This window comes from Streptomyces sp. BJ20 (assembly GCF_022869105.1).
GTDB classification, from domain to species: domain Bacteria; phylum Actinomycetota; class Actinomycetes; order Streptomycetales; family Streptomycetaceae; genus Streptomyces; species Streptomyces griseoincarnatus.
This window is the reverse complement of sequence record NZ_CP094918.1, coordinates 949,397-970,535: the sequence shown is the minus strand read 5'-3', so window position 1 is coordinate 970,535 and position 21,139 is coordinate 949,397. Positions and strand designations below refer to the sequence as shown.

Below are 21,139 nucleotides of genomic sequence, written 5' to 3'. Positions count from 1 at the left end.
GCCGGTGAGCCAGGACGGACGGACTGGCGCCGAGCGAATGGCGCTCGTCCGACCCGGTCACGGCCGACGGCCGCCTCGTGCCCTGGTTCTGGGAGGCTCCACAGCCGCCGCCAGCCCGAAGGGTTGCGCTCCGGCGGCCGTCTTCCCGGTGAACCAGAACTGACCCCGGATCACTTGAGGGAGGTGACGAACGACGTCCAGGCCGGGGCCGTGACGGTGAGGACCGGGCCGTGGGGGACCTTGGAGTCACGGACGGGGACGACGGCGGTGTGCGCGTCGCAGACTTCGAGGCAGTCGCCGCCGTCGCCGTTGCTGTAGGTGCTCTTGCGCCAGCGGGCGGCGCCGGGGAAGGCCTCGGCTACCTCCAGACAGTCGCCGCCTGTTCCATTGCTGTAGCTGCTCTTGCGCCAGACGGCGGTGCTCAAGTCATTCGCATTGCTTGCCATTTCGCACATCCTCAGCAGCTTGCTCGATAAGGGCCAGGGACGCCTCGGGGGGCAGTGCGGCGGCCCTGAGCAGATCGTACGACTTGCGGTACTCCTCCACGAGGGCCGGATCGTCGATGGTGTCCCCACTGTGCTGTGACTCCAAGTAGACCAACGGTGGAGCATCCGGGAAGGTCATGACCTTGGCCATGCCCATCATGAGCGGGTGGGGCCCACAGTTCCACGGAAGAATCTGGGGAACGATCCGGCGGCGGCGCGCCAGCGCAGCCACGTGCTCCAGTTGCTCGGCCGTCTGCTCCGGGGGGAGGACTGGCTGCCGCAGCAGCACCTCGGACAGGATCGCCCAGTACATCGGCGTCTTGTGGTTGTCCTCGAAAAGGCGGGCCCGCGCCAGTCGGGCGCTGACCTTTTCCTCCACCTCCTCGTCCTGCGCCAGCGGCATGGCCGCCTGGACGAGCGCCCGGGCGTAGGCGTCCGTCTGGAGCAAGCCGGGAATCAAGGTCGGACACCACTCCTCGATGGACTTGGCGTGCTTCTCCGCCTCCAGCACCCGCTCGAAATAGCTCGCGTGCCCCCGCCGTTTCGCCCGCCGCACGTCCTCGCACCGGCGCCGGAAGAAGCCGTCCGTGCCGAGCACCTTGTCCACGTGCTCGGCCAGTTCCGCCGGCATCCGGCGCGTCCCCCGCTCGATCTCGCTGAGGTGGCTCGGGCCGTAGAAGCTGCCCTCCACCAACTGCTGGAGGGTGAGCCCCGCTTCCTCCCGTTTCCAGCGCAGTTCGCTGCCGTAGAAGGTCGGGACGCCGGTCGAACCGTCGATGTCCTTGCGCTGCCCCATCGTTCACCGTCCATGGGTTGCCGTTACCGCCCGCTCCCTCTTCCCGCACCTCATACGTGCAGTTCAGGGCCGGGATGCCGAAGGTCTGTCACGCTACGCCGACCGGCGGCACAGTGTGAGCGGTTCGTCACACAGCGCACTGAAAGGTGTGAACCCCATGCACAGCCCCACCGAAGCCGACGCCTGCGCCGAGGAGTTGCGGGCGGCGCTCGCCGCGCACGGCATCACGCTGCCGTCCCTCGGCGTCGACCTCCCCACGTTCGCCTCCCGTTGCCCCGTCCGGCCGTTGATCGCGCTCGGCAACTGCAACGTCCTGACCGCGCAGGCCCTCACCGCCGCCCTCCGCAAGGGGGCCGCGTGATGCGACCGGCCACGACGCTGGAACTGCTCGCGACGCCGGCCGAGGTGTCCGGCGTACGGCGTGCCCTGAGCGCGTACGGCGCCGACGTCCAGCTCTGCGCGAGCGAGCTCGTCACGAACGTGGTCCAGCACCTCGGGGAGGGTGTCCCCGTCACCGTCCGGGTGTGGTGCGACGACGGCGGGCGCACGCGCCTGGAGGTGACCGATCCCGACCCGCGTGCGCTGCCCGTCCTGCGGGCGTCGGTGGGCGCCGACGAGGAGTCGGGGCGGGGGCTGGCGCTGCTGGACGCGCTGGCGGCCAGGTGGGGCGTGGCATACGGGCCCGGCCGCGGCAAGACCGTGTGGTGCGAGCTGGAGGGGGGTCCGGGCGGCGGTGCGGTGCCCGTGGCATCCGCCGGAGGGCCCGGTCGTACGGCTACCGCGGGCCGCGACCCGCAGTAGCCGTCCTGCTGCGGGACGGCCCCCGGTGCACGGCCGGTCAGCGCGCGGTCTGCCGGGACCGGCCGTGCAGGGTGAGGTAGAAGGTGCGCAGCGACTCGCGCCGACTGCCCGCCTCGAAGCAGTTGCGGACCTTGCCGAGAGGGCTCCACACCCGCCCGTCCGGCATCCGCACGCCGACCGGCTGCACGAAGTACGCCCGCTGGTCGGCGTCGAAGTCGACCCAGGTCGCGCCGGCCCGGCGGACCAGCACCTCTCCCACGTACGCTCCGAGCCCCGTCAGCACACCGCTCACCCGTGCCTCGTCCGCTCCGTGCTTGCGCAGTCCGTCGATCAGGAAGTCGACGAGGCGGAGGCTGGCCTCGGAGTAGTCCAGGGGGAGCCGATTGCCGGCAGTGGCGTGTCCGACGAAGGCAGCGGCACGCGCCCGCATCTCCTCCGCGTGCATCAGGTGTTCGCCCACGTCGCTCACGGGAACCACTCCGTTCCGTTGGAATCGGGGAGAACGTTCGCCCGTTCCCCGCGAAGTCCAGCGGATCCGTTCCCGGAAGCGTCACGACCCACGGACGTGCGCGATGCCACAGGAAGGCATGCGGGCGCGGGCACGTCCTGTGCGTCCGCTGTGCGTCCTGGAGCCCTGCCCGTCCGCGCGTCTGCAACGGCCTCCGTGCCGCTCCGGCCTGACGGGCGACGGTGCTGTGAGCACCAGAGGTCACGCGATCACGCCCCCGGGCCGGCCGGCGCGGGTGGGAGCGGCCGACCCGCCCGGGCTCGCGCGCGCCCTCACGGAGCGACGAGCGGCCCGGGCGTCCTTCACGTCCCGGCTCAGGGTGTGAGCACCACCCGGCCGAACACCTCCCCCGCGTCCATCGCGCGGTGGGCGTCCGCCGCCCGGTCCAGCGGCAGCACGTCGTGCACGACGGTGCGCAGCTCACCGCGCGCGGCCTCGGCGAACTGTTCCGCGCGGACGGCCTGACGGTCGGGGCCGGGCACGGTGTCGGCGCTGAACGTGGCGAACGTCAGGGACTTGCGGAAGCCGTGCACCAGCCGCATGCCGAACTCCTCCGGCGGCTGCCCGCCGACGACGCCGACCAGCACGTACCGCCCGTCGGCGTTGAGCGCGTCAAGGGCCTCCGGCAGTCCGGGCCCGCCGACGACGTCGATCACGACGTCGAAGCCGGTCGGCGCGTCCGGGTCGTCACTCTTGCCCGAGCGGTCGAGTACGTGGGTGGCGCCCAGCTCCCGCAGCCGTGCGCCCCGCTCCTCGGACGAGGTGGTGACCGCCAGGGCGCCCGCGCCGCCCCGTGCGGCGAGCTGGACGGCCGTGATCCCGATGCTTCCCGCCGCCCCGCGCACGAGCACGGTCTCGCCGGGCGCGAAGTGGGCCTTGCGCAGGGCGAAGTGCGCGACGATTCCGGAGCCGCCGAGGGTCACCGCGTCCGCTCCGCTCAGCCCGTCGGGCAGCGCGAGCACGTCCTCGACGCGGGCGACGGCCCGCTCCGCGTACCCGCCGGAGAGTCCGGTGAAGGCCCACACCCGCCGCCCGGTCCAGGAGGCGTCCACGCCCTCCCCCACGGCGGTGACCGTCCCCGCGACCTCGCTGCCGAGAAGGTGCCCCTCGCGGAACCCGTAGGCGGCGAGGGCACCCCGGCGGATCACGGCGTCCACGCCGCCCACCCCGATCGCCCCGGTGGCGACCACCACCTGCCCCGGTCCGGGGACGGGCACGGGAAGGTCGACGACCTCCAGCCCTTCGGGCGCTCCGAACGCGCGGATCACCACGGCTTTCATCTCCGCTCCTTAAGGTCGGTGGCAGCACCGCCGTCGGACCGTAACGGACGCCCCCGTCCGCTCGACCGAAGTGAGAGACGATGACCCCCGAAGTGCCTCACCCCGTCCGTTCCGACGCCCGCGACAACCGGGCCCGGATCCTGGAAGCGGCGCGCACGGTGTTCGGCGAGGAGGGCCTGGGCGCGCCGATGCGGGAGGTCGCCCGGCGGGCGGGCGTGGGCCCCGCCACGCTGTACCGGCACTTCCCGGCCAAGCGGGACCTGCTCGCGGAGACGTTCGCCGAGCAGCGGCGCGCCTGCCGTACGGCCGTCCGGGACGCGCTCGCGGACCCGGACCCGTGGCGCGGCTTCCGCACCCTGATCGAGCGGGTCTGCGAACTGCACGCCCACAGCCGGGGGTTCGCGGACGCCTTCATGACGGCGTTCCCGGAGTCGATGGACTTCGCCGCGGACCGGGAGCAGACGGTGCGCGCGGTGGCCGAGCTGGCGCGCCGCGCGCAGGGGACGGGCCGGCTGCGGCCGGATTTCGTCGTCGACGACCTGGTGCTGGTCCTGATGGCCCACCGGGGCCTGCAGGACACTCCACGAGCGGCCAGGGCCGCCGCCTCCCGCCGCTACGCGGCCTACGTCATCGAGGCGTTCCGCGCGGCACCGGCGCCGGAGGCGGCGACTCCGCTGCCGCCGGCTCCCCGTCTTTCCACGTGAGGGACTCCGTCCACAGTTCGGTGAGTGCCGAACCGTCCGGCCCGTAGCGTCCGAATTCCCGCGCGGGAGACGCCCGCGCCCCAGGAGGCCGGAGGCGCCCCGTGTCGCAGACGGATCTGAAGCAGCAGCTCGCCCAGCGGTTCCGGGAAGTCAACGGGGACCATCCGATGACCGACGCGGACGACGCCTACGTCAGCGCGCAGTTCGTCGTCATGGAGGAGCTGTGCGCGGTACAGGGCCGCGACGCCGACGAGGTGCGGCGGCTGATGCTGGACGGTCGTCTCCCGCTCCCTGGCTATCTGCGGTCCGACGGCGCCGAGATGGTGCCGGCCGACCTGTTCGCGCTCGCCGACGAGGCCGGCGGGGCCGACCTGCTCGAAGCCTGGTTCACCGCCCACTGGGCCGACCCGGCCACCGGGAAGGCGGAGTGGGACGCGTACCTCAGCGGACAGTACGTGTGTCTGCACGCGGTGACCCCGGCCACCATCCGGCGGAAGGACGAACTGACGGCCGCGATCGGCGCCGCGATCGACGATCCGGACGCCCCCGCGGCGCACCTGCACGCCCTGGTCGACGAGCTCGACGCCCTCGAACCGGCGTTCACGGCCTACGACCGCCTCCGCTTCGGCGGACCCACCTCCCGCGACACCTGCATCGACGCGATCCGCGCCCGCTTCCCGCGCCCGGAGCGGCCGGAGCGTAGGTAGCGTAGGCCGGACGGGTGACCGAGGACGCTCCTGGGGCGGGGCGGGGCGGGACGGGGAGGGACACGGCATGGCGGGGGACGCGCAGGACACGGCGCTCCGGCTGCGGGCGGTCTGCGAGGAGCTGTCGGAGCGGTTCTTCGAGCGGGACGACGTCGTACGGACGCTGGTGGTGACGCTGCTGGCCGGGCAGCACTCGCTGGTGCTGGGCCCGCCCGGCACGGCGAAGTCGGAGCTGGCGCGGGAGCTGACGGGCCGGATCGACGGGGCCGCGTACTGGGAGATCCTGCTGTCGAAGTTCACCGCGCCGACGCGGATGTTCGGGCCCATCGACGTGGCCGCGCTGGCGCGGGGCGAGTACCGGCAGGTGTACGACGGGCGGGCGACGACCGCGCACGTCGCCTTCATCGACGAGATCTTCAAGTGCTCGACGGCCGCGCTGAACGAGACGCTCGGCTATCTCAACGAGCGGATCTACCACCCCGAGAACGGCGGCGCCCCGATCCACTGCCCGCTGATCGGCGCCATCACCGCGAGCAACGAACTCCCCGACGGGGAGGACTCCGCCGCGATCTACGACCGGCTGCTGGTGCGGATCGAGGTCGGTTATCTGGAGGACCCGTCGAACTTCGCCGCGCTCGTACGGTCCGCCGTCGGCCGCCCCGCCGAGTCCGCACCGCGCACCACCCTCGAACTGGGCGCGCTGCGCAGGGCGGTGACCGAGGGCGTCCCGGCGGTGGACGTGCCCGACGCGATCGTGGACGCGGTGGTGACACTGCGGGCCGCCCTGCGCCGCAAGGAGCTCGTCGCCTCCGACCGGCGGTGGCGGCAGGCGGTCGGGCTGCTCCAGGCGTCCGCGTACCTGGACGGGCGGACGGAGGTCGCCGAGACCGACCTGTCGGTGCTGACCCACGTGCTGTGGGACTCCCCCGCGCAACGCCCCGTCGTCGAGCGGGAGGTGCTGCACCTCGTGAACCCCGACGCCAAGGAGGCGCTCGACCTCGCCGACGTCGTCGAGGAGCTGGAGGCGCAGCTCGACGCGATGGCCGGTCAGTCGCGGGAGGCGCTGAGCGAGTGGGTCATCAAGAACGCCCATCACAAGCTGGCCATGGCGGGCAAGCGGCTGGAGCGGCTGCGGGAGGAGGCGGCGGGGGCCGGACGGTCCACGGCGGCCATCGACCGGGTGACCGGCCGCCAGCGCGCGGTCCGCGCCCGGGTGCTCACCGAGGCGCTGGGCGTGGACGCGTCCATGGTGCCGACCCAGCTCTGAGGCGCGCATGGACGAGGGGACCGAGCGGCTCGACGCGCTCACGCGGCAGGCCGGCCGGTGGCTGGCCCTGGCCGCCGCCCCCGCCGAACGGCACACGACGGCCGTGGTGGCGGGCCCGTACGACCGGGTGGCGTGGCGGGACGTCCACGCGCGGTCGGCGGCGCTGCGTGAGCTGTCGGCGCAGCTCCTCACCCGGCACGCGCACGCGCCCGACCTGCTGAGGGACGTCTTCCTGTGCGCGTACCAGGCGGCCCCGCGCCTGCGGGAGCGCGCCGTCATGGCCCCGTCCCACCTGGTCCACCACCAGGTGGTCACCGCACTGACGCAGTCCCCCGACTTCGCCGCCCTGCGCCGGGACACGGCGGGCGACGCCTACGCCGCCGCCATGGCCGTCCTCGCCCAGGCGTCCGCGCTGCGCGGGCTGCTGGAGCGGTCGCGGGAGGCGCGGGAGCGGACCGGGCGGGCGGACCGGGCCCGGCAGGAGGCCGAGGCCGCGGCGACCGCCGTGGGCGAGGCGCTGCGGCGGGCCGCCGAGGAGGCCGACGGGCAGGGGGACGTGCCCGCCCCGGCCGCCGCCGCCGTGCGCCGCGCGGTCGAGGCGGCTCGCGACGCCGAGGAGAGCGCCCGGCGGGAGGACGGCGCCGCCGCGCGGGCGATGGCGGCGGCGGTCCCCGGCATCCGGTCCGCCGCCCGGAACGCGGCGTCGGCGGCGGCCGAGGCCGTCAGGCAGGAGGCCGCGCTGATGCGGGCGTGGGGCGTCGACCCGGGCGAGACGGAACGGATGCCGTTCGAGGAGCGCGCCCGCCTCGCCGAACGGCTGCGCTCCGGACGGCTCGCGCGATGGGCCGAACTGATCGGCCGTTTCCGGCAGATGGCGGCCGGTGAACGCGCCCGCAAGGTGGAGGACGCCACCGGCGAGCTGGTCGGTGTCACCCTCGGCGACGACCTCTCCCGCGTCATCCCCTCCGAGCTGGCGGTCCTCGGCGTGCCGGAACTGCGCGCGGTGTTCGCCGCGCGGTACGCCGCCGGGGAGCTGATGCTGTACGACAGCCGGGGCGAGCAGGGCACCGGCAAGGGCGCGGTGATCGCCTGCGTGGACACCTCGCACTCCATGTACGCGGAAGGGCCCGGCGGGGTCACCCGGGAGGCATGGTCGAAGGCGTGCGCGCTGGCCTTGCTGGACCAGGCGCGCCACGGCGGCCGGGACTTCGTGGGCATCCTGTTCTCCGCCTCCGACAAGCTCCAGGTCTTCCGCTTCCCGGGCGGCCGGCCCGCCCCCGTCACGGACGTCCTGGACTTCGCGGAGACGTTCCTCGGCGGCGGCACCGACTTCCAGCGCCCGCTGGGCACGGCCGCGAAGATCCTGGAGGAGGAGTTCGACTCCGCGTCCCGCGCCCGCGGCGACATCGTCCTGATCACCGACGACGCCTCCGAGGTCTCGGAGAACTGGACCCGCCTGTGGAACGAGATCAAACGCCGCCTGGACTTCCGGCTCTTCGGCATCGCCATCGCCACCCCCGGCACGGCCACCGCCTCGGGCTCGGTCCTGGAGTCCCTCTGCGACAACCTCCGCACGGTCGACGACCTGACGGACGTCCACACCACGGCGGACCTGTTCCGCGTCATCTGACCTCGCGCAGGCCCACTGGCACATTGCGTATGTCGTTTACGACATATACCGTGACGGCGTGGATGGACTGTTCACCATCGAGCTGGAACCCGAAGTGCGCGACTGGCTGGACACCCTGTCGGCCAAGCACTTCCTCAAGATCGACGAGTACGTCGGTCTGCTGGCGGAGCAGGGCGCCGAGCTGGGCGAGCCCTATGCCCGGTATCTCGGCGACGGTGTCCGCGAGCTGCGTCCGACACTCGACGGCGCCGCCATACGAGTCACCTACTGGTTCACACCCCAACGCACCGCTGTCCTGCTGACCGTCTTCCGGAAGACGAGAATGCGGGAGGACGCCGAAGTCAGGCGCGCGAAACTCGTACAGAAGGTGTGCGAGGCGGAACACGAACCGGCGCACGAGGAGTTCATCCGAACCGTCGGCGAGGGAGAGGTGAGGCAATGAGCCACAGCCGCTGGAAGAGCCTGCGCGAGCGGAAGCTGGCCGAAGGTCTGACCGAACCGGAGGACGTGGCCGAGGCCCGGCGCGAGATCCGGCTGTCCATGGCGCTCGCGAAGGCCGTCCACGACCGTCGGACGGAACTCGGACTGACCCAGACCGAACTGGCCGACCGTGCCGGTCTCACCCAGGCGAAGATCTCCCGGATCGAGGGGTCCGACACCGTCCCGACGCTGCCGCTGCTCGCGAAGCTGGCGACGGCACTCGACGCGACGCTGAACATCGCCCTGGACGACGACGACACGCGCGTGTCCTTCACTGCGCACGACCACGCGGCCTGAGCGCCCGTCGCGAAAGCGCATGCACAGCCGGACGCCCCGGTCCGGATGGACCGGGGCGTCCGTCGGGTCTCGGCACGTTCGTGAGCCCCTGGGCGGGCCGTGCCGAAGGGGGCGGGGGTGGGCCCGGTGACGCGGGTTCCCGTCGGGGCGGACGGGAGGGACGGCGCCGGGACCGGCACCCCGCACGCCGTTGTGCGGGGCCCCGCCGGTGTGTTCCGCGGCCGGCCGTGGCGTGACGATCGCTGGTCAGGGCATCCTCATACCGGCCGGCCGCGGGGTCTGTGCGGGCGTGGTCAGCCCAGGCGCTCCACGAGCGCCCGGTGCTGGTCCCACAGCTCCTTCGGGGTGTGGTCGCCGAAGGTGTTGAGGTGCTCGGGGACCAGGGCGGCCTCCTCGCGCCACACCTCCTTGTCCACGGTGAGCAGGAAGTCGAGGTCGCCGTCGGAGAGGCCGAGGCCGTCCGTGTCGAGGGAGTCCTTCGTCGGCAGGATGCCGATCGGGGTCTCGACGCCCTCCGCCTTGCCCTCCAGTCGCTCCACGATCCACTTCAGGACGCGGGAGTTCTCGCCGAAGCCGGGCCAGACGAACGTGCCCTCGTCGTTCTTGCGGAACCAGTTGACGTAGTAGATCTTCGGCAGTTTGGACTGGTCCTTGTCCTTGGCGACGTCGATCCAGTGCCCCATGTAGTCGCCCATGTTGTAGCCGCAGAACGGCAGCATGGCGAACGGGTCGCGGCGCAGCTCACCGACCTTGCCCTCGGCGGCGGCGGTCTTCTCGGAGGCCACGTTGGCGCCGAGGAAGACGCCGTGGTTCCAGTCGAAGGACTCCGTGACCAGCGGGACGGCCGTGGCGCGGCGTCCGCCGAAGAGGATCGCGGAGATCGGCACGCCCTTGGGGTCCTCCCACTCCGGCGCGATGATCGGGCACTGCGACGCGGGCACCGTGAACCGGGCGTTCGGGTGGGCGGCCGGGGTCCCCGACTCCGGGGTCCAGTCGTTGCCCTTCCAGTCGGTGAGGTGGGCCGGGGTCTCCTCCGTCATGCCCTCCCACCACACGTCGCCGTCGTCGGTGAGGGCGACGTTGGTGAAGACGGAGTTGCCCCACAGGGTCTTCATGGCGTTGGCGTTGGTGTGCTCGCCGGTGCCGGGCGCGACGCCGAAGAAGCCGGCCTCGGGGTTGATCGCGTAGAGGCGGCCGTCCTCGCCGAAGCGCATCCAGGCGATGTCGTCGCCGATGGTCTCGACGGTCCAGCCGGAGATCGTCGGCTCCAGCATGGCGAGGTTGGTCTTGCCGCAGGCGGAAGGGAAGGCCGCGGCGACGTACTTGCTCTCCCCCTGCGGCGGGGTGAGCTTGAGGATGAGCATGTGCTCGGCGAGCCAGCCCTCGTCGCGGGCCATGACGGACGCGATGCGCAGGGCGTAGCACTTCTTGCCGAGCAGGGCGTTGCCGCCGTAACCGGAGCCGTAGGACCAGATCTCGCGGTCCTCGGGGAAGTGCGAGATGTACTTGGTCCGGTTGCAGGGCCAGGGGACGTCTTCCTGGCCGGGCTCCAGGGGGGCGCCGACGGAGTGCACGGCCTTGACGAAGAAGCCGTCGTCGCCGAGCTCGTCGAGGACGGGCTGCCCCATGCGGGTCATGGTGCGCATGGAGACGGCGACGTACGCGGAGTCGGTGATCTCCACACCGAGCGCGGACAGCGGCGAGCCGAGCGGGCCCATGCAGAAGGGGACGACGTACATGGTGCGGCCGCGCATGGAGCCGCGGAAGACGCCCTTCTCGCCCTGGAAGGTCTCCCGCATCTCGGCGGGGGCCTTCCAGTGGTTGGTCGGGCCGGCGTCCTCCTCCTTCTCGGAGCAGATGAACGTCCGGTCCTCGACCCGCGCGACGTCGGTCGGGTCGGAGGCGGCGTAGTAGGAGTGGGGACGCCTGACCGGGTCGAGCCTGGTGAACGTGCCCTTGGCGACGAGCTCCTCGCACAGGCGCTCGTACTCGGCTTCGGAGCCGTCGCACCAGACCACACGGTCCGGCTGCGTCAGCTCTGCGATCTCGTCGACCCAGGAGATCAGTCCCTGGTGGGTGGTGGGGACGCCGGGTTCCGCGATGTCGCGCGCCACGTTTGCTCCTAAATGAGGGTTTTGTGGTTGGAGGCCCCGTGGGGGCTGCGACCCGGATGCTGAAAGTGGTGACTCTGGCGCTCATCCGGTGTCGACCGCACTCATTTGATCATCCGACGCGTGCGCCCATCTGTCCAGAGGGCCGCACAGGTGAGCAACGTGACGCTGACCACGGTTGTCGTGCGGCTTTACACGCACGTTGAGTGAAGGAAACCGACTTTTTGCATGACGGCCGGCGCGGCCCGCCATGAGAGGATGGCCACTTCACGTGGCCCAACAGGACACCCAGAGGTGTAACTTACGGTCCCGTAGGTACCATGCGGACATGACTGCGTTCGCCCCCGACACGCCCAAGGACCCTCAGGCCGAAGGCCGGGGCCCGGTGGTGACCTCTCTGCCCCACCCCGTGAAACCGAAGCTCCGCGGCTGGCTCCACCTCGGCATGTTCCCGGCCGCGCTGGTCGCGGGACTGGCCCTCACCGCGTTCGCCGACTCCCCCCGCGCCCGCCTCGCCTGCGGTGTGTACGCCCTGACGGCCTGCCTGCTGTTCGGCGTGAGCGCGCTGTACCACCGGGGCAACTGGAGCCCCCGCATGGACGGGGTGCTGCGCCGCCTCGACCACGCCAACATCTTCCTGATCATCGCGGGCACCTACACCCCGCTGACGATCCTGCTGCTGCCCGACTCCAAGGGCCGCTGGCTGCTGTGGGGCATCTGGGCGGCAGCCGCCGCCGGGATCATCTTCCGGGTCTTCTGGGTCGGCGCCCCACGCTGGCTCTACACGCCGTGCTACATCGCGATGGGCTGGGCTGCGGTGTTCTACCTGCCGGACTTCATGCGCAACGGCGGCATCGCCGTGCTCGTCCTGGTCGTGGTCGGCGGCCTGCTCTACAGCGCCGGCGGCATCGTCTACGGCATCAAGAAACCCAACCCCTCACCCCGCTGGTTCGGCTTCCACGAGGTGTTCCACTCCTTCACCCTGGCCGCCTTCATCGCCCACTACGTGGGGATCTCACTGGTGGCGTACCAGCAGGCGTAGGGGCACGCATGGGGCGGCCCCCGCCCCCCGCCCCGCACGCAAGGCCGCGGCATCGACGCCGCGGCCTTTTCCGTGCCCGCCCTTCCACGCACTGACAGTAGCCACCCTTTGAAAGTTGCTTTCAGTACATGGCAGGCTGCCCGGCCACCGGCCCGCGACGGGGGCGGGAGCCGCTGACGAGGACATGGCCGGGGCGTAGGCCGGTGCCGGACAATGAACGTCATGACGGCCGCACGAGCCCCCCTCGCCCCCGACGCCCCGCCGCGCCCCGGACTGCGCGAACGCAAGAAGATCAAGACACGGGAGGCCATCCGCGGCGCCACCTACGCGCTGGTCGCGGAGCAGGGGTACGACTCCACGACGATCGAGCAGATCGCCGAGCGCGCGGAGGTGTCCGCGTCGACCGTCTTCCGCTACTTCCCCACCAAGGAGGACATCGTCATCACCGACGAGTACGACGAGCCGCTGCTCGCCGAACTCGCCGCACGGCCCGCCGACGAACCCTGGACCGACTCCGTCCGGTACGTGATCCGCAAGGCCGTCCACCTCGCCGTGACCGAGCAGCCGGAGATCACCACGCTCCGCGCCCGGCTGATGCTGGAGGTCCCCGCGGTCCGCGCGCGGATGCGGGAGACCCTCACGGGCATCGGGCGGACGCTCGCCGACGCCATCGCCGGCCGCACCGGGCTCGCCCCGGACGGACTGGAGGCGCGGGTGCACGCCATGTCCCTGATCGGCGGCCTGCTGGAGGCCACGATGTACTGGGCCGAGCACGGCCACCGCGAGGACTACGCCGACCTCGTCGACCGGGCGATCGACGTGATCGAGCACGGCCTGCCCACCGGAAAAAGCTGAGGCACCAGGTCCCCGTCGTGCCATCCTGACCGGGTGAACGGTCCAGAGATCTGCGTCGAGTTCGCTCCCGAGCTGCTCGTCTTCGTCCCCGCGGCACGCACCACGGGCAGCCTCAGGACGGCCACCGACGGCTTCTCCAGCCTCGGTCACGTCGTCGAGTCCCTCGGCGTCCCGCTGACCGAGGTCGGCACCCTGCTGGTGGACGGCCGCGAGGCGCCCACCGGGCACGTCCCGGCCGCGGGCGAGTCGGTGACCGTCCGCCCCCACACGCATCCGCAGCGGGTACCCGGCGCTCCCATGCGTTTCCTGCTCGACGTCCACCTCGGCACGCTCGCCCGCCGGCTGCGGCTGCTGGGCGTGGACACGGCGTACGAGTCCACGGACATCGGCGACCCGGCACTGGCCGCCCGCTCGGCAGCCGAGAAGCGGGTCATGCTCAGCCGCGACCGGGGCCTGCTGCGCCGCCGCGAGCTGTGGGCGGGCGCCTTCGTCTACAGCACCCGCCCCGAGGAACAACTGACGTACGTCCTCGACCGCTTCGACCCCGAGCTGCGGCCCTGGACCCGCTGCACCGCCTGCAACGGGCTGCTGCGCGCGGCAGGCAAGGAGGACGTCGCCGACCAGCTCGAGGAGGGCACCCACCGCACGTACGACGTGTTCGCCCAGTGCACCGGCTGCGGGCGCGCCTACTGGAAGGGCGCGCACCTCGAGCAGCTGGAGGCGATCGTGGAGCGCGCCGTGGCGTCGCGGGCGGACCGCGGCGCCTGAGCGCTCCCCCTGCTGTCCCCCGCCTACGCCCGTCCGCCGAGCGCCGTGCGCAGACGGCCCGGGTCGGTCGTCGGGGCGTCGCAGGTGAAGTTGCGGCAGACGTAGGCGGCGGGGGCGCCGTCGACGAGCGGCCGGTCGGCGAGCAGCGGGAATGCGTCGCTGCCCTCCGTGCCCAAGGCGACCACCGCGCCGGGCGCGGTGCCCAGCAGGGCGGTGCGGTGCAGCTCCGCGGTCGCCGGGTCGTCCGCGCCCCGCCCGACCACCGCGACCTCGCGCGGCCCGTCCAGTGCGGCCTCGGCGACGGCCAGCCCCCAGCCGATGAACCGCGGCACCCGCGGGCCGAGCGCCTTCACCACGCCCAGGGCCCGCTCGGCGGCCGTGCGGTGCGGCTCGGAGCCGGTGTGCGCCGCGTAGCCCAGCAGCGCGCCCGCGGCGGCGGTCCAGCCGGACGGGGTGGCGTTGTCCGTGGGGTCCTGCGGGCGCCGGATCAGCCGCTCCGCGTCCGACGCCGTGTCGTACAGCGCGCCCGACCCGGCGTCCAGGAAGCGGGCCAGGACGTGGTCGACGAGCAGGCCGGCGAAGTCCAGCCACACGCCCTCGCCGGTCACCGACGCCAGCGCCAGGAAGCCCTCGGCGACGTCGGCGTAGTCCTCCAGCACGCCCGCGTTGGTGCCCACCTGCCCGTCCTTGCTGGTCCTGGCGATACGGGCCTGCTCGTCCAGGTGCACCCGCACCAGCAGGTCGCCCGCGGCCACCGCGGCCTCCACCAGGTCCGGCCGGTCGAAGTAGGCACCGGTCTCGGCGAGCGCGGCGATCGCCAGGCCGTTCCAGGCGGCGACCACCTTGTCGTCCCGGCCGGGCGCGGGCCGCCGGCCGCGCGCCGTGAGCAGCCGCTCCCGGATGCCGTCGATCCGGGCCGCGTCGGACACCTCGTCACGCTGCGGCAGCTGCAGCACGGACGCGCCCTCCTCGAAGGTGCCCTCCTCGGTCACCCCGAAGTACCGCGCGGCCAGATCGGCGTCCGCGTCGCCCAGCACCTCGCGCAGCTGCTCGGGCGTCCACACGTAGTAGGCGCCCTCGACGTGCCGCCCAGTGCCGTCGTCGCTGTCGGCGTCCAGCGCGGAGGCGAAGCCGCCTTCCGGTGTGCGCAGCTCGCGGACCATGAAGTCGGCCGTCTCCAGCGCCACGCGGCGCGCCAGCTCCGAGCCGGTGGCCCGCCACAGGTGTGCGTAGACCCGGCACAGCAGGGCGTTGTCGTAGAGCATCTTCTCGAAGTGCGGGACCACCCAGTCGCGGTCCACGGAGTAGCGGGCGAAGCCGCCGCCGAGCTGGTCGTAGATGCCGCCGCGCGCCATCCGCTCGCAGGTGTCCGCCGCCATCTGCAGCGCGCCCTCCGCGCCGGTGCGGGCGTGGTGCCGCAGCAGGAATTCGATGACCATGGACGGCGGGAACTTCGGCGCCCCGCCGAACCCGCCGCGCTGCGGGTCGTACTCCCGGGTCAGCCCGAGCAGCGCCTGCGCCAGCTCCTGCTCGCCGGGCACCTCGTCGCCGCCCACGGACAGCTCCCGGCCCGCCAGGTCCCGCGTGATCTTCCCAGCGACCTCGCCGACCTCGTCCCGCCGCTCCTGCCAGGCCTGCCGGACGCCCTCCAGCACCTGCCGGAACGACGGCATGCCGTGCCGGGGGGCGGGCGGGAAGTAGGTGCCGAAGTAGAACGGCTCGGCGTCCGGCGTGAGGAACACCGTCATCGGCCAGCCACCGTGCCCGGTGGCCGCCTGCACCGCCTCCATGTACACGGCGTCGACGTCGGGGCGCTCCTCGCGGTCCACCTTGACGCTGACGAAGTGCGCGTTCATCTCGTCGGCTGTGGCCCGGTCCTCGAAGGACTCGTGGGCCATGACGTGGCACCAGTGGCAGCTGGAGTAGCCGACGCTCAGCAGCACCGGCACGTCACGCCGCCGCGCCTCCTCGAAGGCCTCCTCGGACCAGGTCCACCAGTCGACGGGGTTGTCGGCGTGCTGGAGGAGGTAGGGGGACGTGGCCTGCGCAAGTCGGTTCGCCATGTCTCCATCCTGACGCACTCCGCCCGCCCGGCGCGGGACGGGCGGGGACGCGGCCCGTCGTACGCCCCGACGTGTGAGGGGATCTTGACGGGGCGGCCGTTGATCGCCGCACCCTCGCGCGGCGGGCGTGTCCGCAGGACACTCGTAGCGACACGATCGCCGCCGGAGGGGGACGGGACATGAGGGACGGTCATCGGGCCGACGCCGAACGGCTGTTGGCGCGGGCCGTGGAGGAGGAGGTGCGCCGGTCGGGCGGGCGTACCGACGGGAAGGTGCTGCTGTCCCGGGCGCGGGGGGCGCTGGACGCGATGGCGCGCACGGCGGCCGAGGAGTACGAGGCGTACACCCGCGCCCTGGACGAGGCGGAGGCGGGCCGGCTGTCGTTCCGGCAGCGGTACGCGCGCGAGGGCGGCGGGACGCCGTTACTGGTGGCCGGGGTCGCGGGCGTCGCGGCGGTGGTCGCCGACCTGGCGTTCGGCACGGACACCGGGACCGCGCTCGGCGCGGGTGTGGCCGTCGGCGTGGCCGGGGCGGCGGCGACCGTGGTGAAGGTCGCCGGGGCGCACCTGCCCGCCGCCCACCACCAGGCCGGCGCGGCGGGCCAGCCGGGCGGGGTGGAGCAGCTGCGGCTGCAGTGGCTGACCGCACTGGAGGTGCGGGGCATCCGGCCGTTCCTCGACCAGCAGCGGGTCCTCGCCGCGTCCACGGCGCCGAAGCGGACCGGGCCGCGGCTGCGCGGCACCGACAAGAGCGCGGCGGCCCGTGGGAGAAGCGTCCTGGAGCAGTCGTTCGGGCAGCTCCCGGAGCCACTCGGCCCGTTCGCGGGGCGGCGGCAGGAGACGGCGCGGATCCGGCAGTGGGTGCAGTCGGCCCGCGCGAGCACGGAGACCCGGCCCACGGTGGTGGTGCTGCACGGAGAGCCCGGCAGCGGCCGTACGACGCTGGCGGTACGGGCCGCGCACGAGCTGAAGGACTACTTCCGCGGGGCCTGTGTGGTCGATCTGCGCGGTGACGGCTCAGGCGAGCCCCCGCTGTCCACGCGGGACGCGCTGCTGCATCTGCTGAACCGGCTCGGCGCGCCCCGCGAACAGCTGCTGTTCCGGGAGCGGACCTCCCCGGAGCAGCAGGTCAAGCGGCTGGGCGAGCTGTACCACCAGCATCTGACCGGCACGCCCGTCACGATCGTCCTCGACGACGCCTCCGACCCGCAGCAGGTGCGCACGCTCCTGCCGGAGCGCTCCGACAGCCTGGTGCTCGTCACCTCGCGCTCCCCGCTCGGGCTGCCCGAGGACCTGCCCGCCCGGGTGCACCGGCTGGCGGTGGAGCCGCTGGACGCGGCGGGGGCGGAGGAGCTGCTGACCGCCGCCGCGCAGGACGCCTCCGGGCCGTACGACGCCGAGTCCGCGGAGCGGGTGCGGGAGCTGTGCGGGGGCCTGCCGCTGGCGCTGCGGCTGGCCGGCGCCGCCCTCGGGCCGCGCTCCCCGCTCGCCCTGGCCACCGACCTGGGCGCCTACGGGCCCGTCGAGCCGGTCGAGCGGGCCCTGTGGCTGCGCTACACCGACCAGCCCGACACCGTACGGCGGCTGTTGCGGCGGCTGGCGCTGGCCGGGCGCGCCTCGCTCGGCGCGGCCGCCGCGGCGGCGCTGCTCTCCACCGACGAGGCGGAGGCCACCCGGCATCTGGAGGCGCTGCACCGGGCCGGGCTGATCGACCGGGTCCGGCACAGCCGGTACCGGCTGCACGCCCTGGTGCGGGCGTTCGCGCACGCCCGCCTTCTCGACGAGGAGGACCCCGACGAGCGCGCCGCCGCGCAGGAGCGGCTGATCGTCAACTACGCCGAGCTCGCCGACTCGGTGCTGCGGCTGGTCGACGGCAACATGTCGACCCGCTCCGACCGCTTCGGCCCGTACGGCTTCACCTCGCTGGACGAGGCGCTGCGCTGGCTGGACGACGAGTCCAGCTTCATCACCGCCGCGCTGCGGCACGCCGAGGGCGTCGACCAGGGGGCGGTGCTGAACCTGCTGGGCGCGCTGTGCGACTACTGCCTGCTGCGCGGCGACCTCTACCGGCTCGGCGAGATCAACGAGCTGGCGCAGGCCGTCGACGAGGGGCTGCTGGTCCGCTCGGTGCAGTGGCGCACCGGCATCGCGGCACGTCAGCTCGGCGAGCTGGACACGGCGCGGACCACGCTCACGTCGGTGGTGGACCTGTACCGGGAGGCACAGCACGAGGCGGGCCAGGCGCGGGCGCTGACCTCGCTCGGCATCACGCTGCACCACCAGGGCAACCTGACGGAGGCGTCGGCACGGCTGCGGGAGGCGCTGGACCTCCAGGCGTCCGACGCGCTGGCCGCCGACCGCGCCTGGACGATGCACGCGCTGGCGGCGGTGGAGCGGGACCGGGCCCGGCTGGCCGAGGCGCTGGAGCTGCTCACGGAGTCGCTGGTGCTGCACCGCGCGGGCGAGTCCCTGCACGGGCAGGCGTGGGCGCACTTCCAGCTCGGACAGCTGCACCTGCGGCGCGGGGACGTGCCGCGCGCGGAGGGCGAGCTGCGCACCGCCCTCGACCTGTACGCCCGCACCCGGGACGCGCGCGGCGAGGCGTGGGCGCTGACCGAGCTGGCGCGGGCCCGGCTGGTCGACGGGGACGCGGGTTCCGCGGTGGAGGAGCTGCGCCGGGCCGCCGCCCGGCACCGGGACAACGAGGACGCGCGCGGCGAGGCGTGGACGCTGTACTACCTGGGGCAGGCGCTGGAGGAGAGCGGCGACCTGGACCGCGCGGTGCGCGAGCTGGAACGCGCCCGCACGATGTTCTCCCGCATGCGGGACGTCTACGGGCTGGCCTGCGCCCGGCACCACTCGGCGCGGGTCACCCGCGACCAGCGGGCGGCGCAGACGGGCTCGCTGCGCAACTCCGGGTTCGCCCGGCAGCTGCTGGTGGACGCGCGCGCCGACTTCCAGCGGATCGGGGTGGCGCACGGTGAGGCGTGGACGTGCCTGGAGCTGGCGGTCGTCGACGCGGGCAACGCGCGCATCCAGCAGGCGCTGGCGCTGTGCGACGAGGCGGTCGCGCTGTTCGCCTCCTACGGCGACCGGCGCGGCGAGGACTGGGCGCGCTTCCTGCGCTGCACGCTCCTGCCGTACGCGGCGCCGGGCGGCACGGAGGTCGGCACGGCGGTGGCCCAGCAGGAACTCACGGAACTGGCCGCCGCGTCCCACCCGGCCCGCGATCCGAAGCTGACCGACTGCGTCGACGCCTGCCGGCTCCTCCTGGAGCGGGGCGTCAGCCTCGACACGGGCTGGCAGCCCTGGCACCTGGGCCTGGTCCCCACCCGCCACGCCCGGGAGGTGATGGGGGTGGCTGTGCCACTGGACGCGTGAGGGTCCCCGCGGGGTGCGTCCGGGGTGCGGGGCCCGCCGGGGTCGCTCAGCGCCGCCGTCGGCGCGCCACGCCAGGCGCGCCGCATCGTGCGCGCGACGGGCGTGGCCCCGCGAGGTCGTGGGCAAGGCGGGTGAGCCCAGCGCCGGGGCTCACCCCGGGACGCTCAGCCGCGACGGCGGTGCCGCACCCCCGGGCACACGGGTGCGGCACCCGGCGTGGATGCCGGGTGCCGTACGGCGCGGCCCGGGATCAGGCCGTGGACTTGCCGGTGTCGGGGACGGCGCCGTCCGCGGCCTTGTCGTCCGCCTCCGCGAAGTTCACGCGGCCCATGTGCCGGTTCATCGACTTCATCAGGCCCCAGACCGCCAGGGCCATCACCGCGAAGACGATGAAGCCGAGGACACCGGGGGTGACCTTGTCCTCGTCGAACTCCTTGGCGAGGGGGACCAGGTGCGTCATTGCCAGGCTTGCGCTTGCGCTCATGTCAGCCATTGTCCCGGATGCCCGCGAAGAGGTCGTCCTCGGGGAGGGAGGTGTCCACGAGCGACTTCGCGAGCTCGTACTCCTCCGTCGGCCAGACCTCCTTCTGGAGGTCCAGCGGCACCCGGAACCAGCCCCCGTCGGGGTCGATCTGCGTGGCGTGCGCGATCAGCGCCTTGTCCCGGATCTCGAAGAAGTCGGCGCACGGCACGTGCGTGGTGAGCGTCCGCTCCTTCCGCTCGAACTCCTCCCACCGCTTCAGCCAGTCCCCGTACGGCGACTCCAGCCCGCGCTCCAGCATCGCGTTGTGCAGCGCCTCGGTGCGGGGCCGGTTGAAGCCCTGGTTGTAGTACACCTTCAGCGGCTGGTACGCCGGACCGAACTCGTCCTCCGGGTACTTCCCGGTGTCCGCCGCGCCCTCGAACGCCACCATCGTGATCTTGTGGGTCATGATGTGGTCGGGGTGCGGGTAGCCGCCGTTCTCGTCGTAGGTCGTGATCACCTGCGGCCGGAAGGAGCGGATCTTGCGCACCAGCTCGCCCGCCGCCTTGTCGACGTCCTCCAGGGCGAAGCAGCCCTCCGGCAGCGGCGGCAGCGGGTCGCCCTCGGGCAGGCCCGAGTCGACGAAACCCAGCCACTCCTGCTTCACGCCGAGGATCTCGCGGGCCTCGTCCATCTCCTTCTTGCGCACCTCGTGGATGTGCTCCTCGATGTACGGGTCCCCCTGGAGCTTCGGGTTGAGGATGGAGCCGCGCTCCCCGCCCGTGCAGGTCACCACCAGCACGTCCACCCCCTCGGACACGTACTTCGCCATGGTGGCCGCGCCCTTGCTCGACTCGTCGTCGGGGTGGGCGTGCACGGCCATCAGTCGCAGCTTGTCGGTCAAGACTCAATCCTCAAGTCGTTGGGCGCCCTGTGTGCGGCGGCGCAGTCGCAGGCTTCTATAGTGACGGAACCGGGGGGCGAAAAATTCCGGAGCGCCGCTCCCGGGGACGGTCCGGGGACGCGGGCCCCTTCCTTCCGAGGAGACGATCATGAGTACGTCGAGCACGCGGCTGCCCGAGGGCCGCTACGGCCGCTCCTCGGACCAGCGTGCCGACCGCACCCTCAAGGTCGTCGGCGGTGTGCTCGCCGTCCTGTTCACCGCCCTGATCGGCTGGTTCGGCTACCACTACGTAGCGCAGAACGAGATCAGCGCCGAGCTGATCCGCTTCGAGACCGGCCAGGACGCGGTGAAGGTGCACCTGGAGGTGCACAAGGACGCCGGCGTCGTCGGCTACTGCACCGTGCGCTCCCAGGCCTCGGACGGCGCCGAGGTCGGCCGGGCCGACTTCCGCTTCGACGGCGACGCCACCCGTATCGACCAGGTGGTCACGCTGCGCACCACCTCCCCCGGCACCAGCGCGGAGCTCGTCGGCTGTCACGCCGAATGACCGGGCGGGGAATACCCGGCCACTGACCTGCGCTGACGTGAAAACAGTGGC

General features: G+C 73.0%; 21 protein-coding genes. 13 read left to right on the top strand and 8 right to left on the bottom strand.

The features are described from left to right. Window positions 1–170: 170 nt before the first annotated feature. Both MTR79_RS04590 and MTR79_RS04585 read right to left on the bottom strand, forming a co-directional pair. The gene (locus MTR79_RS04590) at window positions 171–446 is read right to left on the bottom strand and encodes a DUF397 domain-containing protein (RefSeq protein WP_244789255.1); all 276 of its coding nucleotides are present in this window, start codon (window positions 444–446) and stop codon (window positions 171–173) included. Beyond that, window positions 427–1,281: a helix-turn-helix transcriptional regulator gene (locus MTR79_RS04585; protein WP_136238424.1), complete on the bottom strand. Its 855-nt coding sequence runs from the start codon at window positions 1,279–1,281 to the stop codon at window positions 427–429. The genes MTR79_RS04590 and MTR79_RS04585 overlap by 20 nt, the downstream gene beginning before the upstream one ends. 157 nt (window positions 1,282–1,438) lie before the next feature. Here MTR79_RS04585 and MTR79_RS04580 point away from each other — a divergent pair, with 157 nt between their 5' ends. Together MTR79_RS04580 and MTR79_RS04575 are read left to right on the top strand one after the other, a co-directional pair. Then, a complete protein-coding gene (locus MTR79_RS04580) occupies window positions 1,439–1,642 on the top strand; it encodes a hypothetical protein (RefSeq protein ID WP_244789253.1) in 204 nt (67 codons plus the stop codon). Continuing rightward, on the top strand, window positions 1,642–2,082 hold the full coding sequence (locus MTR79_RS04575; protein WP_244789251.1) for an ATP-binding protein: 441 nt from the start codon (window positions 1,642–1,644) through the stop codon (window positions 2,080–2,082). Before MTR79_RS04580 ends, MTR79_RS04575 begins: the two co-directional genes overlap by 1 nt. A gap of 37 nt (window positions 2,083–2,119) precedes the next feature. On the opposite strand, the gene MTR79_RS04570 is transcribed toward MTR79_RS04575, so the two are convergent. Then, on the bottom strand, window positions 2,120–2,551 hold the full coding sequence (locus MTR79_RS04570) for a hypothetical protein (protein ID WP_244789248.1): 432 nt from the start codon (window positions 2,549–2,551) through the stop codon (window positions 2,120–2,122). Between the two features lie 353 nt (window positions 2,552–2,904). Beyond that, on the bottom strand, window positions 2,905–3,870 hold the full coding sequence (locus MTR79_RS04565) for a zinc-binding dehydrogenase (protein WP_244789246.1): 966 nt from the start codon (window positions 3,868–3,870) through the stop codon (window positions 2,905–2,907). Window positions 3,871–3,950: 80 nt separating this feature from the next. Here MTR79_RS04565 and MTR79_RS04560 point away from each other — a divergent pair, with 80 nt between their 5' ends. The 6 genes from MTR79_RS04560 (at window position 3,951) to MTR79_RS04535 (ending at window position 8,955) form a co-directional block, all read left to right on the top strand. Next, window positions 3,951–4,574, top strand: coding sequence for a TetR/AcrR family transcriptional regulator (locus tag MTR79_RS04560; RefSeq protein WP_189366628.1), 624 nt, complete (start codon window positions 3,951–3,953; stop codon window positions 4,572–4,574). 101 nt (window positions 4,575–4,675) lie between these two features. Further along, on the top strand, window positions 4,676–5,281 hold the full coding sequence (locus tag MTR79_RS04555; RefSeq protein WP_086701951.1) for a DUF6058 family natural product biosynthesis protein: 606 nt from the start codon (window positions 4,676–4,678) through the stop codon (window positions 5,279–5,281). A 67-nt stretch (window positions 5,282–5,348) separates the two neighbouring features. Then, the gene (locus MTR79_RS04550; protein ID WP_244789244.1) at window positions 5,349–6,548 is read left to right on the top strand and encodes an AAA family ATPase; all 1,200 of its coding nucleotides are present in this window, start codon (window positions 5,349–5,351) and stop codon (window positions 6,546–6,548) included. 7 nt (window positions 6,549–6,555) lie between these two features. Then, window positions 6,556–8,178, top strand: coding sequence for a VWA domain-containing protein (locus tag MTR79_RS04545; RefSeq protein WP_244789242.1), 1,623 nt, complete (start codon window positions 6,556–6,558; stop codon window positions 8,176–8,178). 58 nt (window positions 8,179–8,236) lie between these two features. Then, window positions 8,237–8,620: a type II toxin-antitoxin system RelE/ParE family toxin gene (locus MTR79_RS04540; RefSeq protein ID WP_086701947.1), complete on the top strand. Its 384-nt coding sequence runs from the start codon at window positions 8,237–8,239 to the stop codon at window positions 8,618–8,620. Then, on the top strand, window positions 8,617–8,955 hold the full coding sequence (locus MTR79_RS04535) for a helix-turn-helix transcriptional regulator (protein WP_048455903.1): 339 nt from the start codon (window positions 8,617–8,619) through the stop codon (window positions 8,953–8,955). The genes MTR79_RS04540 and MTR79_RS04535 overlap by 4 nt, the downstream gene beginning before the upstream one ends. 293 nt (window positions 8,956–9,248) lie before the next feature. Here MTR79_RS04535 and MTR79_RS04530 read toward each other — a convergent pair whose 3' ends face one another. Continuing rightward, a complete protein-coding gene (locus MTR79_RS04530; RefSeq protein ID WP_244789240.1) occupies window positions 9,249–11,069 on the bottom strand; it encodes a phosphoenolpyruvate carboxykinase (GTP) in 1,821 nt (606 codons plus the stop codon). A gap of 325 nt (window positions 11,070–11,394) precedes the next feature. Here MTR79_RS04530 and MTR79_RS04525 point away from each other — a divergent pair, with 325 nt between their 5' ends. The 3 genes from MTR79_RS04525 (at window position 11,395) to MTR79_RS04515 (ending at window position 13,731) form a co-directional block, all read left to right on the top strand. Further along, entirely contained in the window at window positions 11,395–12,108 is a 714-nt protein-coding gene (locus MTR79_RS04525) for a hemolysin III family protein (protein ID WP_048455905.1), read from the top strand. Between the two features lie 222 nt (window positions 12,109–12,330). Continuing rightward, a complete protein-coding gene (locus MTR79_RS04520; protein WP_244789238.1) occupies window positions 12,331–12,963 on the top strand; it encodes a TetR family transcriptional regulator in 633 nt (210 codons plus the stop codon). A 33-nt stretch (window positions 12,964–12,996) separates the two neighbouring features. Beyond that, on the top strand, window positions 12,997–13,731 hold the full coding sequence (locus MTR79_RS04515) for a Mut7-C ubiquitin/RNAse domain-containing protein (protein WP_244789236.1): 735 nt from the start codon (window positions 12,997–12,999) through the stop codon (window positions 13,729–13,731). Window positions 13,732–13,754: 23 nt separating this feature from the next. Here the strand turns inward: MTR79_RS04515 and MTR79_RS04510 are convergent, their stop codons facing one another. After that, the gene (locus MTR79_RS04510) at window positions 13,755–15,794 is read right to left on the bottom strand and encodes a thioredoxin domain-containing protein (protein WP_244789234.1); all 2,040 of its coding nucleotides are present in this window, start codon (window positions 15,792–15,794) and stop codon (window positions 13,755–13,757) included. A gap of 179 nt (window positions 15,795–15,973) precedes the next feature. Between MTR79_RS04510 and MTR79_RS04505 the strand changes: the two genes are divergently transcribed. Further along, on the top strand, window positions 15,974–19,174 hold the full coding sequence (locus MTR79_RS04505; protein WP_244789232.1) for an ATP-binding protein: 3,201 nt from the start codon (window positions 15,974–15,976) through the stop codon (window positions 19,172–19,174). A 250-nt stretch (window positions 19,175–19,424) separates the two neighbouring features. Here the strand turns inward: MTR79_RS04505 and MTR79_RS04500 are convergent, their stop codons facing one another. Beyond that, window positions 19,425–19,667: a hypothetical protein gene (locus MTR79_RS04500; RefSeq protein ID WP_048455911.1), complete on the bottom strand. Its 243-nt coding sequence runs from the start codon at window positions 19,665–19,667 to the stop codon at window positions 19,425–19,427. Beyond that, window positions 19,660–20,541: a mycothiol conjugate amidase Mca gene (gene mca / locus MTR79_RS04495; protein ID WP_048455912.1), complete on the bottom strand. Its 882-nt coding sequence runs from the start codon at window positions 20,539–20,541 to the stop codon at window positions 19,660–19,662. Before mca ends, MTR79_RS04500 begins: the two co-directional genes overlap by 8 nt. 148 nt (window positions 20,542–20,689) lie before the next feature. Here mca and MTR79_RS04490 point away from each other — a divergent pair, with 148 nt between their 5' ends. Further along, window positions 20,690–21,088 (top strand): DUF4307 domain-containing protein, encoded by a 399-nt coding sequence (locus MTR79_RS04490; protein ID WP_086703178.1) that lies wholly within the window; start codon window positions 20,690–20,692, stop codon window positions 21,086–21,088. Window positions 21,089–21,139: the final 51 nt, after the last annotated feature.